This window comes from Streptomyces sp. NPDC032822 (assembly GCF_055578825.1).
Genome location: NZ_JBVIOL010000002.1, coordinates 160700 through 175375, shown reverse-complemented (window position 1 = coordinate 175375; position 14676 = coordinate 160700). Strand labels below are relative to the sequence as shown.

The following is a 14676-nucleotide window of genomic DNA, read 5'->3' as shown; positions in this document are numbered from 1 at the left end:
GCTCAGATCACGGAGCCGGCGCGCAGTGCCTCGATGTCGTCGGGGCCGCGGCCGAGCTCCGTGAGGATCGCCTCGGTGTGTTCGCCCACGGCCGGCACCCCGTCCATGCGCGCGGGCACCCCGCCGAGATCCGCCGGCGGCAGCAGTGCCTGGACGGTCGCCCCGCCGGGCACCCCCACCTCGCGCCAGCGGTCACGGGCCGCGAGGACCGGGTGGTCGAGGAACCCGGCGACGTCGTTGACCCCCGCGCACGCGATGCCGATGCCCTCCAGGTCCTTCAGGATCCCCCCGGCGTCGGAGCGCGCGATCCGCTCGGCGACGACGGCGTTGAGTTCCTCGCGGTGGGCGACCCGGTCGGAGCCGGTGGCGAAGCGCGGGTCCTCGGCCAGCTCGGGCCGCCCGAGGAAACCGGCGCACAGGACGACCCACTCGCGCTCGTTCTGGATGGAGAACAGCACGTCCCGGCCGTCGGCGGCGGTGTAGGTGCCGTACGGCGCGATGGTGGCGTGCTGGGTGCCCAGGCGCGGGGGCTGGCTGCCGCCGTAGCGCGTGTAGTAGGCGGGCTGGCCCATCCACTCGGCCAGCGCCTCGAACAGCGACACCTCCACGGGGTGCGCCGTCCCGGTGGTGGCGCGGGTGAACAGGGCCGTGAGGATGCCGCTGTAGGCGTACATGCCGGCCGCGATGTCGGCGACGGAGACACCCACCCGGGCGCTCTCCTCGGGCGTGCCGGTCAAGGACACCAGGCCCGTCTGGCACTGGACCAGGAGGTCGTACGACTTCCGGTCGGCCCACGGCCCCGAGGTGCCGTAGCCGGAGATCGTGCAGGGGATCAGCCGCGGCCACCGCTGTGCGAGGACGTCCACGCCGAGCCCGAGCCGGTCGACGGCTCCCGGCGCCAGGTTCTGCACGAACACGTCGGCGCCGTCCAGGAGTTCACGCAGGATCTCCAGACCCCGGGGGTCCTTGAGGTCCAGGGTGAGGGACTCCTTGGAGCGGTTGAGCCACACGAAGTAGCTGGAGTGGCCGTGCACCGTCGTGTCGTAGCGGCGCGCGAAATCGCCGTCGCCCGGCCGCTCCACCTTGATCACCCGGGCGCCGAGGTCGGCGAGCTGCCGGGTGGCGAAGGGGGCGGCCACCGCCTGCTCCAGGCTGACCACGGTGACCCCGGACAGGGGAAGCGGGGGCAGGCTCATACGGCCCTTTGTACGGCGACCGCCGGGAGATCGTCAACGCCGACCGCGCCCACCTCCACCCCCGTGCCCGGAGCGGCACCCCCGGCCCGTCCGTCGACGGTTCCTTCGTCAGGTCCGACGTCAGTTGAGCGTGTCGGGGTCCGGGCCGGTGCGCAGGCCGCGGTCGACGGTGGCGACGGCGGCCATCTCGTCGTCGCCGAGGACGAAGTCGAAGACGTCGAGGTTCTCCCGGATCCGGGCGGGGGTGACCGACTTGGGGATCACCACGTTGCCGAGCTGGAGGTGCCAGCGCAGGACCACCTGGGCGGCCGACCTGCCGTGCCGCTCGGCGATCTCCGTCAGGGCCGGCTCGGCGAGCACCGCGCCCTGGGCGAGGGGGCTCCACGCCTCGGTGGCGATGCCCAGTTCGGCGTGCAGGGCGCGCAGCTCGTCCTGCTGGAGGCCGGGGTGCAGTTCGATCTGGTTGACGGCCGGTACCAGCGAGCTGTCGTCCAGCAGCCGGCGCAGATGGGCGGGCTGGAAGTTGGAGACACCGGCCGCCCGGATCCGCCCGTCGGCGGCCAGCTTCTCGATGGCCTTCCAGGAGTCCCGGTACAGGTCGCGGGCCGGGGTCGGCCAGTGGATCAGGTACAGGTCGACGTGGTCCAGGCCCAGCGCGGCGAGGCTCGCGTCGAACGCCCGCAGGGTGGAGTCGTAGCCCTGGTCGGCGTTCCACAGCTTGGTGGTGACGAAGAGGTCCTCGCGGGCGAGACCGGAGTCGGCGAGCGCCCGGCCGACGCCGGACTCGTTGCCGTAGACCGCCGCGGTGTCGATGCTGCGGTAACCGGCTTCCAGGGCCGCGGTGACGGCGGCGGTGGTCTCGGCGTCCGGCACCTGGAAGACGCCGAAGCCGAGCTGGGGGATCTCGACGCCGTTGTTGAGCGTGACGGAGGGGACGGGGGTGGTCATGCCGGAGACACCTCGATGAGATTGCATGCAGCGTGTACAAGCGAAGACAATAATTGCATACGCGGGTTAAATGCAAACGCCTGGCCGTCGCGGCTGCCGTCGACGAGGCGCGGACCGTACGCGGTCCGGCGGGCGGGTGTCCGCGCTCTCCGTCGCACCTCGGTGTGACCTGCTGTTCTTTGCCAGGACATGACTTGTTCTTCATCTGATGTCGGTAGAAGGGATCGGAAGCTGTGACAACGCTGTCGAAGCCCCCCACGTACCAGGAGTATCAGTGAACGTCTCTCTCGCCGGCTGGCTGCTGACCATCGTGGCCCTGTGCCTGCTGGTCGCCGTCGACTTCTTCATCGGCCGAAAACCCCATGACGTGTCGATCAGAGAGGCGGCGACCTGGACGGTCGTCTGGGTCGTCCTGGCCTGTCTGTTCGGAGTCGGGGTGTTCGTCTACGGCGGCGGCAAGCCCACCGGTGAGTTCTTCGCCGGGTACATCACCGAGAAGTCGCTCAGCGTCGACAACCTCTTCGTGTTCGTCCTGATCATGGGCAAGTTCGCGGTGCCGTCCCAGTACCAGCAGCGGGTGCTGATGGTCGGCGTGATCATGGCCCTGGTGCTGCGCGCGGGGTTCATCGCGGCCGGCGCGGCGATCATCTCCACGTTCTCGTGGGTGTTCTACCTCTTCGGGGCCTTCCTGATCTGGACCGCCTGGAAGCTCGTCCAGGACGCCCGCAAGGAGGGGCACGAGGAGGAGTACCAGGAGAACAAGCTGCTGAAGGCGGTGGAGAAACGCTTCGGCGTGGCCGACCGCTACCACGGCACCAAGCTGTTCATCACGGAGAACGGCAAGCGGATCATGACCCCGATGCTGGTCGTGATGCTCGCGATCGGCTCCACCGACGTCCTCTTCGCCCTGGACTCGATCCCCGCCATCTACGGCCTGACCCAGGACCCGTACATCGTGTTCACGGCCAACGCGTTCGCGCTGATGGGCCTGCGGCAGCTGTACTTCCTGATCGGCGGCCTCCTGAAGAAGCTGGTCCACCTCAGCTACGGCCTGTCGATCATCCTGGGCTTCATCGGCGTCAAGCTGGTCCTGCACGCGCTGCACGAGTCCGGCGTCCACGTCCCGGAGATCAGCATCCCCTTCTCCCTCGGCTTCATCGTGCTCGTGCTCACCGTCACCACGCTGACCAGCCTGCGGGCGTCGAAGAAGCAGGAGTCCGCCGAGGCCGAGCGGCACGCGGGCTGACGTAGGCGGCCCGGGTGGCCCTCCTCCGGCCGCACCCACGCAGAGCCGGCCGCACCCACGAGAAGGGTGCACCCACGAGAAGGGTGCACCCACGAAGAGCCGGTCGCACCCACGGAGAGAAGGGTGCGACCGGCTCTTACCCGGGCGGGCCCGCCGCAGAGGGCGACCGGGCGTCTTCGCCGGTGACCCGGCCGCTCGCGGCGAGCCCGGCACCGACACGGTGATCGGGGCTCCGCGCATCGGGGCTCCGCGCATCGGGGGTCCGGCCGAGCGGGCCCGGGCGCTTCGCCGCCCGGCCGTTCAACGGCCCGCCGCACTCGACCGCGCCTCGGCCGGGCGGCTGCGGGAGACGATCCGGGTGCCCCGGCCGTCGACGATCCGGACCTGCAACGAGCCGCAGCCGCAGCGCGTCCACACCGTGCCGCCGGCCGCCGTGGCGTGCCGGGACACCACCTGGAAGGGCTCGGCGCCGTCGGGCCAACCGCAGTGCGGGCAAACGGCGCCGGTCGTGCCGGTCATGGGGAACTCCTTCGTACGGAGGGCTGATGGGCCGTCGCGACACACCCAGGGTGCGCAGGAGTCTTCGTACGCGTCCAGGTTGACTTTCCGGATCGGACCTTGAAGCGTGGGCTTCATGATTGACCTGCGCCGGCTCCATGTCCTGCGGGCGGTCGCGCACTACGGCACGGTCACCGCCGCCGCGGGCGCGCTGCACTTCACGCCCTCCGCCGCCTCCCAGCAGATCCGCCAGCTCGCCCGCGACCTGGGTGTCGACCTGCTCGAACCGCAGGGGCGCGGGGTCCGGCTGACCCCGGCCGCCGAGAGTCTGCTGGCGCACGCCGACGCCATCCAGGCCCGCTGGGAAATGGCCGAACTCGACCTCCGCGCCGACCACGGCGAACCCACCGGGCCGCTGCGGGTGAGCGGCTTCCCCGTGGCCATCTCGGTGCTGCTGGCCCCGATGGCGGTCCGGTTGCGCGAGCGGCATCCGCGGCTCGCGGTCCGCATCCAGGAGGCGGCGGTGCCGGAGAGCTTCGACCTGCTCTTCGAGGGGGAGACCGATCTCGCGGTCGTCGAGGCGACGCCGTACAACCCGCCGCTCGGCGACGCGCGCTTCGACCAGCAGCCGCTTCTGGACGACCCGTTCGACCTGGTCGTCCCCGCGGACCATCCGCTGGCCGGGCGCGGCCGGGTCGACCTCGCGGAGGCCGCGCGCGAGGACTGGATCGCCCCGGTGCCGGAGAGCCCCTGCCGTCCGCATGTGCTGTCGGCGTGCGGCGAGGCCGGGTTCACGCCGGACGTCGTCCATCACGCCCTGGACTGGAACGTCACCGCCCACCTGGTCGCCAACCGGCTCGGCGTCGCCCTGATCCCGCGGCTGGCCCATCTGACCCCGCATCTGCCGATCACACGCGTGCACTGCACGCGCAACCCGCACCGCAAGCTGCTGACCTGCACCCGCACCGGCGGCCGGGCCCGCCCCGCGGTGGTCGCCGCACTGGCCGAGCTGCGCGAACTGGCGCCCACGGCGGTGGCGTGACGCGCGGGCCGACAACGCCTGAGCGTGCCTGGTCCCGCCGCGTGGAGCCCGGCCTCGCGGAACGTCGGCACGTGGAGCCCAGCCGTGCCGAGCGCGGCTGTGTCGAGTCCGGCTTCGCGGAATCTCGGCGCGTGGAGTCCGGCTTCGCGGAACGTCGGCGCGTGGAGCCCGGCCGTGCCGAGCCCGGCCGTGCCGAGCCCGGCTTCGCGGAATCTCGGCACGTGGAGCCCAGCCGTGCCGAGCCCGGCCGTGCGGGGCCTCGGCACGCGGAAGGGGTCGCGCGGAATCTCGGCATGCGGGACCCGGCCGTGCGGACTCTCGGCATGCGGAAGGGGCCGGAGCGCGGTGTGCGCTTCGGCCCCTTCCCGGGTCCTGCGGTGTCCGGCGGTGCCGGCCCCTTTCGGGTTCCGGGACGCGTCAGGCGGCGGCGGCCTCGCCGGCGTGGCCGTGCAGGCGGGTGACGACCTCGGTGAGCTGCGTGGCGACCTCGGTGTCGTCGGCCGGGTGGGTCTCGGCGAAGCGGGTGAGGGAGCCGGGGATGGAGAGCTTGAGGTCCTCGATCACCTTGCCGCCGGCGATGCCGACGGCCTTGCGGGCCTCGTCCTGCGCCCAGACGCCGCCGTACTGGCCGAAGGCGGTACCGACCACGGCGGCGGGCTTGCCGGCGAAGGCGCCGGCGCCGTAGGGGCGGGACAGCCAGTCGATGGCGTTCTTCAGGACGGCGGGGATGGTGCCGTTGTACTCGGGCGAGAAGAGGAGGAAGGCGTCGGCGGCGGAGGCGGCCTCGCGCAGCTTGGCCGCGGCGGCCGGGACGCTGCCCTCGACGTCGATGTCCTCGTTGTAGAAGGGGATGTCGGCCAGGCCCTCGAACAGCACCACATCGGCGCCCTCGGGCGCGTGCTTGGCGGCCGCCTCGGCGAGCTGACGGTTGGTCGAACCGGCGCGAAGGCTGCCGACGAGCGCAAGGATGCGAACAGACATGGTGGAAACTCCCGGGTGCTGAAACACTGCCGTAACGATCCGGACCGAGGTCCGTTTATTGTTCTAGCAGTCTAACCGGACCGCGGTCCAGTTTTGTTCCGGATGCTTTACGCTGAATTCATGTCCGCCGTCCTGCCGCCCGTCCCGCAGTCTCAGGAATCTCTCGCACGGCCCGAGTTGCCGCAGGTGGGGACCGTTGAGGAGGCGGAGCCCTGCCTGCGCGCCGACGCCGCGCGCAACCGGGCCCGGCTGCTGGAGGCCGCCGCCCGCCTGGTCGCGGAGAAGGGGGCGGCCGGTGTCACGATGGAGGCGGTGGCCGCGGCGGCCCAGGTCGGCAAGGGGACCGTCTTCCGGCGCTTCGGCGACCGCACCGGCCTGCTGAACGCGCTGCTCGACCACTCCGAGAAGAAGTTCCAGGCCGCCTTCCTCAGCGGCCCTCCGCCGCTCGGCCCCGGGGCGCCCCCCACCGACCGGCTGCGGGCGTTCGGCCGTGCCCTGTTGCGCCGCACGGTCGACGAACTCGAACTGCAACTCGCCGCCGAGCCGAGTCCAGCCCGCCGGTACTCGAGCCCGCCCCGCCAGGTGCTGCGCAGCCATGTGGCGCTGCTGCTGCGGGAGGCGGCGCCGGGCGCGGACAGCGACCTGCTCGCCCATACGCTCCTGGGCTATCTCAGTCCCGTCCTGATCCATCACCTGGTCAGGCAGTGCGGGATGCCGCTGGAGCGGCTGGAGGCTGGCTGGGACGACCTGGTAGGGCGGGTGACGGCGGCCGAGTCCTCCCGGTGACCGCCGCGCGGGCCGGTCAGGCGTGGCCGCGAACATCACGAGGCCGGGAGGCCGGTCCGGTGTCCAGCTCCTGGGACGGCCGCCGCACGGCCGCCTTCCGCAGGCCCTCGGTGCGTGGCACAGCGACGGCCGCGGCCACGATGCCCTCCCTGGTGAGAGGTGGCTTGGCGGGGCGCTCGCGGCGGCTGCGCGGAGGGTCGGGGCGTTCGGTCCCGACTCCACCGTCACGAACCTGTCCGCTCCGAACAGGTTCGTGACGAACGCGTTCGTCGCCTGGTTCGGTAGGTGGATACCACATTCAACTCGCCCTGAAGTTCCCCCAGTCGAAAGCTTCCGCACAGGTTCTGCAAAGATGCGGTACCTCATGGTGCAGATACCGAAAACGCCCACGCCCGTGTCGTCCGTGCCGCGCTCCGTGCCCACGAGCGCCGATGTGGCCCGCCTGGCCGGCGTGTCGCGGGCCACCGTCTCCTACGTCCTCAACAACACCAGCGCCGTCCGGATCAGTGAACCCACCCGCCGCCGTGTCCACGAGGCCGCCAAGGAACTCGGGTACGTGCCGCACGCGGCGGCCCGCAGCCTGCGCGCCGGGCACAGCCGGATGGTCCTGATGCCCGCGCCGAGCTTCCCGGTCGGTCCGCTCTACAGCCAGTTCATCGGCGAACTCCAATGGGCGCTGGGGCGCCTCGACTACACCGTCGTGCAGTACGGGACGGTCGGCGTGCAGGGCGACGAGGCCGCCCGCGCCTGGGCCGAACTGCGCCCGGTCGCCGTCCTGGTGCCCGGCTCCGGCCTCGGCCCGAACGGCGTCACCGTACTCAAGCGCTCCGGAGCCCGGGCCGTGGTCACCCTCGGCCCCGAGACCGTCGAGGGCGCCCACGCCCTGCTCATGGACCACGAGGCGGTCGGCCACTGCGCGGCGACCCACCTGTATGCCCGCGGCCGGCGCCGCATCGGCGTGATCGTCCCCGAGGAACCCGGACTGGACGACTTCTCCGCGCCCCGCCTCGAAGGCGTCCGTCGGGCCCTGCACGCCACCGACGCCACCGTCACCGCCCTGCGTCTGGGCTATGAGGAGACCGCCGCCGCCCGGCTCGCCACCCGCTGGCGTGAACGCGACCTCGACGCCGTGTTCGCGTACAACGACGAGTACGCGATGCTGCTGATGCGCGCCCTCCAGGACGAGGGTGTCGACATCCCGGGGGAGACGGCGGTGATCGGTGCCGACGACCTGATGCTCGGGCGGCTGTTGCGGCCCAGACTGAGTACCGTGCACATCGAACTGCCGTCCGGCCGCGACCTGGCCGAACTGGTCGACCGCGCGGTGCGCAACCCCGGCGCCGCGACCGAGACGTACACGGTGCTCGGAGCCACGGTGGTGCACCGCGACTCCAGCTGAGCCCAGGGAGGCGGCCATGCGCACGAGGGCCGGCGTCATCGGCTGCGGCCCCACCGGACCGCTCCTGCCCCGTCCGCCGCACCGGGCGGGCATCGGCCGCGTCCCGTCGGGGAGCGGGACGTGCGCCTGCGCCGAACAGCGTCGAGCCGTCACGGGCTACGCCGGACCGAGGTGGTGAAGCACCTCGTCGTGCTCCAACCGGCCCCCGGGGCAAGGCTGTTGTTCGAGGCGAAGTCGGGGGTGGAGGTGGGGGTGGAGATGACGGCGATCGAGAAGCCGGGGAGCGAGTGGCCCGCCGTGCGGCCACGACCGTCCGTACCCCTGGCCGGGCTGCGCCACCGGGGATCCGCTCAACTGCCCGGCCATTGTGCGGAGTTGGATCTCACGCGCGTGCGGCGGGCGACCCGGTCCCCGTGTGACATGACTAGGATGTTGCATGCTCAACCAAACGGGGATGCGTTCGAGAGCCGGATGCAGCTCGCACGGCTGCGCCGGATCACCGCATCCCGCCATGCCGCGGCCGAACCGGCCGCGAACCACTCGGGACCTCCGCTCGCCCGGTGAGTCCCTCCGGTGACCGAAACGGAGAGCCGTCATGCCGTTGCTCGACCCCAAGACCTGGCAGTCCCGCCCCCTGTCGGGGCCTGAACACGCCGTCACCGAGCCCGCCACGGGCGACACGCTCGGCACGGTCACCCTCGCCGGCGCCGAGGACGTCGGGACCGCCGCGGAGACCGCCCGCACCGCGCAGGCCGAGTGGGCGCGCGTCCCCCACTTCGTCCGTGCCGGAGTGCTGCGCAAGGCCGGTGACCTGTTCGCGGCACACGCCGACGAACTGCGCGAGTGGCTGGTCCGCGAGTCGGGATCCATTCCCGGCAAGGCCGACTTCGAGCTGCACGTCGCCGCCCAGGAGTGCTACGAGGCCGCCGCGCTCGCCTCCCGCCCGGCCGGACAGGTGCTGCCCAGCGAGGCACCCCGGCTGTCGTACACGCGGCGGGTCCCGGTCGGGGTCGTCGGCGTGATCTCGCCGTTCAACGCCCCGCTGATCCTCTCCATCCGCTCGGTCGCCCCGGCGCTCGCCCTGGGCAACGCGGTCCTCCTCAAGCCGGACCCGCGCACGGCGGTCTGCGGCGGCCTGTCCCTCGCCGCCGTGTTCGCCGAGGCGGGGCTGCCGGAGGGCCTGCTGCACATCCTGCCGGGCGGCCCGGACGCCGGCCAGGCCCTGGTCGCCGACCCGCGGGTGCCCGTCATCTCCTTCACCGGGTCGACCGCGGCCGGCCGGGCCGTCGGCGAGGCGGCCGGCCGCCACCTCAAGCGCGCGCACCTGGAACTGGGCGGCAACTCGGCCCTGATCGTGCTGGAGGACGCCGACCTCGACGCGGTGATCTCCACCGCCGCCTGGGGCTCCTTCTTCCACCAGGGCCAGATCTGCATGACCACCGGCCGCCACCTCGTCCACCGGTCCCTGTACGCGGAGTACGTCGAGCGGCTGGCGGCGAAGGCCGACTCGCTCGCCGTCGGCGACCCGTTCCGCGGCCAGGTCCACCTCGGCCCGGTCATCGACTCCGGCCAGCTCGCCAAGGTGCACGGCCTGGTCGAGGCGAGCACCGCCCAGGGCGCCAAACTGGCCGCGGGCGGCACCCACGAGGAGCTGTTCTACCGGCCGACGGTCCTCGCCGACGTCGACGACGGCACACCCGCCTACGCGGAGGAGGTCTTCGGCCCGGTCGCGCCGGTACGCGCCTTCGGCACCCCCGAGGAGGCCGCCGCGCTGGCCTCGGAGGGCCCGTACGGCCTCTCGCTCGGCATCATCACCCGGGACACCGCCCGCGGGCTCGACCTGGCCGAGCGGATCCCGACCGGCATCGTCCACATCAACGACCAGACCGTGAACGACGAGGCCGTCGCGCCCTTCGGCGGGATCGCGGCGTCCGGCACCGGTGCCCGCTTCGGCGGCGAGGCCAACCTGGAGGCCTTCACCGAGGTGCGCTGGACGACGGTGCGCGGGGACGTGGCGCCGTACCCGTTCTGAGCGCGGCGGCGCCGTCCCGTCCGGAACGCGGGGAGGGGCCCCGGGGGAGGGGTCCTACTCGCCGTTCTGCTCGGACTGCGCCTGCTGTTCGGCGACGGACTTGCGGACCTCGTCCATGTCGAGCTTGCGGGCCTGCCCGATGACGTCCGTCAGGGCGGCCTCGGGCAGGGCGCCCGGCTGGGCGAACACGGCGACCTGGTCCCGCACGATCATCAGCGTCGGGATCGACTGGATACCGAAGGCCGCGGCCAGCTCCGGCTGCGCCTCGGTGTCCACCTTGCCGAACACCAGGTCCGGGTTCTCCTCGGCCGCCTTCTGGTAGACCGGCGCGAACTGACGGCACGGACCACACCATTCCGCCCAGAAGTCGATCAGAACGAACTCGTTCTCCGTGACCGTCTGGTCGAAGTTCTCCTTGGTGAGCTCCACGGTGCTGGTCATGGCGTAATCCCTACTTCCTGGTGTGGGGGCGAAGCCGTCGGCACAACACGGCCGCCCCGGTACATATTCCGCGCGCTTACCCATGTGGCCTCCGCGCACACCACCGACCAGACTGACCTCATGACGGAAACGGAATCCATCGCCTACGACGTCGTGGTGCTCGGTGCCGGACCCGTGGGGGAGAACGTCGCGGACCGCACCCGTGCGGCCGGCCTCTCCACCGCGGTCGTGGAGAGCGAACTCGTCGGAGGCGAGTGCTCGTACTGGGCGTGCATGCCCAGCAAGGCCCTGCTGCGCCCGGTCATCGCCCGCGCCGACGCCCGCCGCACGCCCGGCCTGAGCCAGGCGGTGCAGGGCCCCCTCGACACGGCCGCGGTGCTGGCCCACCGCGACTACTACACCTCCCACTGGAAGGACGACGGCCAGGTCGGCTGGCTCGACAGCATCGGCGTCGACCTGTACCGCGGCCACGGCCGCCTCGCCGGGCCCCGCACGGTCACGGTCACCGGCCCCGACGGCGAGCGGAAGGTGCTCACCGCCCGGCACGCCGTGGCCGTCTCCACCGGCACCCGCGCCGTCCTGCCCGACCTGCCCGGCATCGCGGAGGTCGGGCCCTGGACCAGCCGCGAGGCCACCAGCGCCCAGGCCGCGCCCGGCCGGCTGGTGGTCGTCGGCGGGGGAGTGGTCGCCACCGAGATGGCCACCGCCTGGCAGGCCCTCGGCTCGCAGGTCACGCTCCTGGTCCGCGGCAAGGGCCTGCTGAACCGTATGGAGCCCTTCGCCGGCGAACTGATCGCCGAAGCTCTCGCCGAGGCCGGCGTGGACGTGCGCACCGGGACCTCCGTCGCGTCGGTCACCCGCGAGAACGGCACGGTCGTCGCCGTCACCGGCAGCGGCGACCGCATCGAGGCCGACGAGATCCTCTTCGCCACCGGACGCGCCCCGCGCACCGACGACATCGGCCTCGACACCGTCGGCCTGGCGCCCGGCTCCTGGCTGGACGTCGACGACAGCCTGCGCGTCACCGGCAGCGAATGGCTCTACGGCGTCGGCGACGTCAACCACCGTGCCCTCCTCACCCACCAGGGCAAGTACCAGGCCCGGATCGCGGGCGCCGCCATCGCCGCACGCGCCTCCGGCGTCCCGATCCTGGAGTCCGACCCGTGGGGCGCCCACACGGCGACCGCCGACCACGACGCCGTCCCGCAGGTCGTCTTCACCGACCCCGAGGCGGCCTCCGTGGGCCTCTCCCTCGCGGAGGCGGAACAGGCCGGCCGCCGCGTCCGCGCCGTCGACTACGACCTCGCGAACGTCTCCGGAGCGGGTCTGTACGCCGACGGCTACCGGGGACGCGCCCGCATGATCGTCGACCTGGAACGCGAGATCCTGCTGGGCGTCACCTTCGTCGGCCCCGGCGTCGGCGAACTCATCCACTCGGCCACGATCGCGGTCGCCGCCCAGGTGCCGATCAGCCGGCTGTGGCACGCGGTGCCGTCGTATCCGACGATCAGCGAGGTGTGGCTGCGGCTGCTGGAGGCGTACCGGGACAACTGACCCGCCCCGCCGGGGTCGTTCACCGGGGCGGCCCGAGTCGTGCATCGGGGCGGTCCGGAGCCGGCCGCCGGGCGGTCGGAAGCCGGCTACCGGGGCAGTTCGAAGCCGAGGGAGGCCGCCGCCTCCTCCGGCGTCGGCTGCGCTCCCCACCGGGCCATCGCCTCGTTCGAGGACAGGGAGCGCAGCTCCGCACGGTCTAGGTACAGCGTGCCGTCGAGGTGGTCGGTCTCGTGCTGGACGATCCGGGCGGGCCATCCGGTGAACACCTCGTCCACCGGGTGGCCCGTCTCGTCCTCGCAGGTCAGCCGTACCTCGACGGGCCGCGCCACCACCGCCTGCCAGCCCGGCACGCTCAGACAGCCCTCGAAGAACGCGACACGGGCGGTGCCGACGGGCTCGTAGGACGGGTTCACCAGGACCCGGAACGGCTGCGGCACCCGTCCGCGCACCAGCCGTACCTCCTCCGGCACCGGCGCGGGATCCTCGACGACCGCGATCCGCAGCGGGACGCCGACCTGCGGCGCGGCCAGGCCCACGCCCGGAGCGGCGTGCATCGTGACCCGGAGAGCCTCGACGAAACGGGCGAGCAGGACGGGCCCCAGCTGTCCCTCGAAGGGCACGGTGGCGTGCCGCAGCACCGGATGACCGGCCGCGACGATGGGCAACGGGCCGTCCGTGGCCAGGAGTTCCTCGACCAGTTCGGCCAGGGGTGCGTGATCACGGGAGGAAGCCATCGCGCCAGAATGCCACGGCGCCCCGGCACACCCCTCCCCTTCCTGTGTGACGCACGACACATTCGATGCCGGGAACTCGACGCCCCTCTCTCCCGACTTCTGGACCGCCACACCTGAGAAACGTCCCCTGCCCCGGGAGAAGCCCGCCGATGTCCATCGCTCCCTCGACCACCACGGACGAGGCCCCGCAACCCGCCGCCGCCCCGGCGCCGCCGTCACCCAGTAGCTGGGCCCCGCTGCGCCCGCTGATCCTGCGCCTGCACTTCTACGCCGGCGTCTTCGTCGCCCCGTTCCTGTTCGTCGCCGCCGTCACCGGCTTCCTCTACGCCGGCGCGTTCCAGGCCGAGAGGATCCTCTACGCCGACGAGATGACCGTCTCCGTCGTAGGCGACGCCAAGCTGCCGATCTCCGAGCAGGTGGCGGCGGCCCGCGCGGCCCACCCCGACGGCACGGTCTCCGCCGTCCGGCCCTCGCCCGAGGACGACGCGACCACCAGGGTGATGCTGTCCGGCGTCGAGGGCGTCGACCCGAACCACTCGCTGGCCGTGTTCGTCGACCCGTACACCGCCAAGGTGCAGGGCGCGCTGGAGCAGTACGGCTCGACGGGCGCGCTGCCGCTGCGCACCTGGATCGACGAGTTCCACCGCGACCTGCACCTCGGTGAGAACGGCCGTCTCTACAGCGAGTTCGCCGCGAGCTGGCTCGGGGTCATCGCGCTCGGCGGTGTGGTCCTGTGGCTCTCCCGCCGCCGTGCCCTGCGCAAGGTGCGCGGCACCGGCGGGCGGCGCCGTACGCTCGGCCTGCACGGCACCATAGGTGTCTGGGCCGCGCTCGGCTTCCTCTTCCTGTCGGCGACCGGCCTCACCTGGTCGACCTACGCCGGTGCCTCCATCGACGAGCTGCGCACCTCGCTCGGCCACTCCACCCCCTCGGTCACGGCGACCGCGGGCGGCGACCACTCGGGCCACGGCGCGTCCACCTCGGCCGGGGACGCCGAACACGGCGTGGGCCTCGACAAGGTGCTGGCCGCCGCCCGCGCGGAGGGGCTCGGCGACCCGGTCGAGATCGTCCCGCCCGCGGACGCCTCGTCGGCGTACGTCGTGAAGCAGGTGCAGCGCAGCTGGCCCGAGAAGCAGGACGCGGCGGCGATCGACCCGACCACCGGTGAGGTCACCGACGTCCTGCGGTTCGACGACTACCCGCTGCTGGCCAAGCTGACCCGCTGGGGCATCGACCTGCACACCGGGGTTCTCTTCGGCCTGGTCAACCAGATCGCGCTGATGCTCCTCACGGCTTCGCTGATCCTGTTGATCGTGCTCGGGTACCGCATGTGGTGGCAGCGCGGCCGGGGTTCCTCCTTCGGCCGCCCGATCCCGCGCGGCGCCTGGCAGCAGGTGCCCCCGCAGATCCTTCTGCCGTGCGTCGCGGTGATCGCCGTGCTCGGCTACTTCGTTCCCCTGCTGGGCATCCCGCTGGCGGCGTTCATCGTCGCGGACGTCCTGGTCGGCGAAGTGACCCGGCGGCGCAAGCGGAAGAGCGGGGCCGGTGTGGCATAGGGGTCCTCGGTCACCGAGGGCGGTGTGACACGGTTCGGGCCCGGCCCCCCTCGTGGGGGCCGGGCCCGAACCGTGTTCCGTCTCCGTGTCGTTCGAAGTCGCCCGCGAGGGCCGAGGCGAGGCGCAGGTGCGGCTCCGCCCCCTCGTGCCGGCCCCGGCGCCGCAGCGTGCGTCCCGGCATCAGCCGCGCGTGGAGCTCGACCGGGTCCCGCTCGACGATCACGCGCAACTCGGTCTCCGCACACCGTGGTTGGGCGGAGTGG

General features: G+C 72.5%; 13 protein-coding genes and 2 pseudogenes. 7 read left to right on the top strand and 8 right to left on the bottom strand.

Going from position 1 to position 14676, the window contains the following annotated elements:
- Positions 1–2: 2 nt before the first annotated feature.
- Complete coding sequence (locus ACZ5VD_RS06490) at positions 3–1196, bottom strand: CaiB/BaiF CoA transferase family protein (protein WP_468681140.1); 1194 nt, start codon at positions 1194–1196, stop codon at positions 3–5.
- Positions 1197–1316: 120 nt separating this feature from the next.
- The gene (locus ACZ5VD_RS06485; protein WP_468548527.1) at positions 1317–2144 is read right to left on the bottom strand and encodes an aldo/keto reductase; all 828 of its coding nucleotides are present in this window, start codon (positions 2142–2144) and stop codon (positions 1317–1319) included.
- 274 nt (positions 2145–2418) lie between these two features.
- Between ACZ5VD_RS06485 and ACZ5VD_RS06480 the strand changes: the two genes are divergently transcribed.
- Positions 2419–3390 carry a TerC family protein gene (locus ACZ5VD_RS06480; protein WP_468548528.1) on the top strand — a complete coding sequence of 324 codons (972 nt, stop codon included), beginning with the start codon at positions 2419–2421 and terminating at the stop codon, positions 3388–3390.
- A gap of 300 nt (positions 3391–3690) precedes the next feature.
- Here ACZ5VD_RS06480 and ACZ5VD_RS06475 read toward each other — a convergent pair whose 3' ends face one another.
- Positions 3691–3909, bottom strand: coding sequence for a hypothetical protein (locus ACZ5VD_RS06475; protein WP_468548529.1), 219 nt, complete (start codon positions 3907–3909; stop codon positions 3691–3693).
- 115 nt (positions 3910–4024) lie between these two features.
- Here ACZ5VD_RS06475 and ACZ5VD_RS06470 point away from each other — a divergent pair, with 115 nt between their 5' ends.
- A complete protein-coding gene (locus ACZ5VD_RS06470) occupies positions 4025–4930 on the top strand; it encodes a LysR family transcriptional regulator (RefSeq protein ID WP_468548530.1) in 906 nt (301 codons plus the stop codon).
- Positions 4931–5347: 417 nt separating this feature from the next.
- Here ACZ5VD_RS06470 and ACZ5VD_RS06465 read toward each other — a convergent pair whose 3' ends face one another.
- Positions 5348–5911, bottom strand: a complete 564-nt coding sequence (locus ACZ5VD_RS06465) for an NAD(P)H-dependent oxidoreductase (RefSeq protein WP_468548531.1) — start codon at positions 5909–5911, stop codon at positions 5348–5350.
- A gap of 120 nt (positions 5912–6031) precedes the next feature.
- On the opposite strand from ACZ5VD_RS06465, the gene ACZ5VD_RS06460 reads away from it, so the two are divergent.
- Positions 6032–6697, top strand: coding sequence for a TetR/AcrR family transcriptional regulator (locus ACZ5VD_RS06460; protein ID WP_468681138.1), 666 nt, complete (start codon positions 6032–6034; stop codon positions 6695–6697).
- A 46-nt stretch (positions 6698–6743) separates the two neighbouring features.
- On the opposite strand, the pseudogene ACZ5VD_RS06455 reads toward ACZ5VD_RS06460, so the two are convergent.
- Positions 6744–6908, bottom strand: a pseudogene (locus ACZ5VD_RS06455) (TetR/AcrR family transcriptional regulator); the annotation flags it as partial.
- A 153-nt stretch (positions 6909–7061) separates the two neighbouring features.
- Between ACZ5VD_RS06455 and ACZ5VD_RS06450 the strand changes: the two are divergent.
- Both ACZ5VD_RS06450 and ACZ5VD_RS06445 read left to right on the top strand, forming a co-directional pair.
- Positions 7062–8096 (top strand): LacI family DNA-binding transcriptional regulator, encoded by a 1035-nt coding sequence (locus ACZ5VD_RS06450; protein WP_468548533.1) that lies wholly within the window; start codon positions 7062–7064, stop codon positions 8094–8096.
- 595 nt (positions 8097–8691) lie between these two features.
- The gene (locus ACZ5VD_RS06445; protein ID WP_468548534.1) at positions 8692–10128 is read left to right on the top strand and encodes a benzaldehyde dehydrogenase; all 1437 of its coding nucleotides are present in this window, start codon (positions 8692–8694) and stop codon (positions 10126–10128) included.
- A gap of 54 nt (positions 10129–10182) precedes the next feature.
- Here the strand turns inward: ACZ5VD_RS06445 and trxA are convergent, their stop codons facing one another.
- Positions 10183–10569, bottom strand: a complete 387-nt coding sequence (gene trxA / locus ACZ5VD_RS06440; protein WP_468548535.1) for a thioredoxin — start codon at positions 10567–10569, stop codon at positions 10183–10185.
- A gap of 120 nt (positions 10570–10689) precedes the next feature.
- Between trxA and ACZ5VD_RS06435 the strand changes: the two genes are divergently transcribed.
- Positions 10690–12123, top strand: coding sequence for a dihydrolipoyl dehydrogenase family protein (locus tag ACZ5VD_RS06435; RefSeq protein ID WP_468681136.1), 1434 nt, complete (start codon positions 10690–10692; stop codon positions 12121–12123).
- A gap of 86 nt (positions 12124–12209) precedes the next feature.
- On the opposite strand, the gene ACZ5VD_RS06430 is transcribed toward ACZ5VD_RS06435, so the two are convergent.
- Positions 12210–12857, bottom strand: coding sequence for a peptide deformylase (locus ACZ5VD_RS06430; protein WP_468548537.1), 648 nt, complete (start codon positions 12855–12857; stop codon positions 12210–12212).
- A gap of 149 nt (positions 12858–13006) precedes the next feature.
- On the opposite strand from ACZ5VD_RS06430, the gene ACZ5VD_RS06425 reads away from it, so the two are divergent.
- A complete protein-coding gene (locus ACZ5VD_RS06425) occupies positions 13007–14413 on the top strand; it encodes a PepSY-associated TM helix domain-containing protein (protein WP_468681134.1) in 1407 nt (468 codons plus the stop codon).
- Positions 14414–14501: 88 nt separating this feature from the next.
- Here the strand turns inward: ACZ5VD_RS06425 and ACZ5VD_RS06420 are convergent.
- Positions 14502–14675 (bottom strand): annotated as a pseudogene (locus ACZ5VD_RS06420) (tetratricopeptide repeat protein); the annotation flags it as partial.
- Position 14676 lies beyond the last annotated feature (1 nt).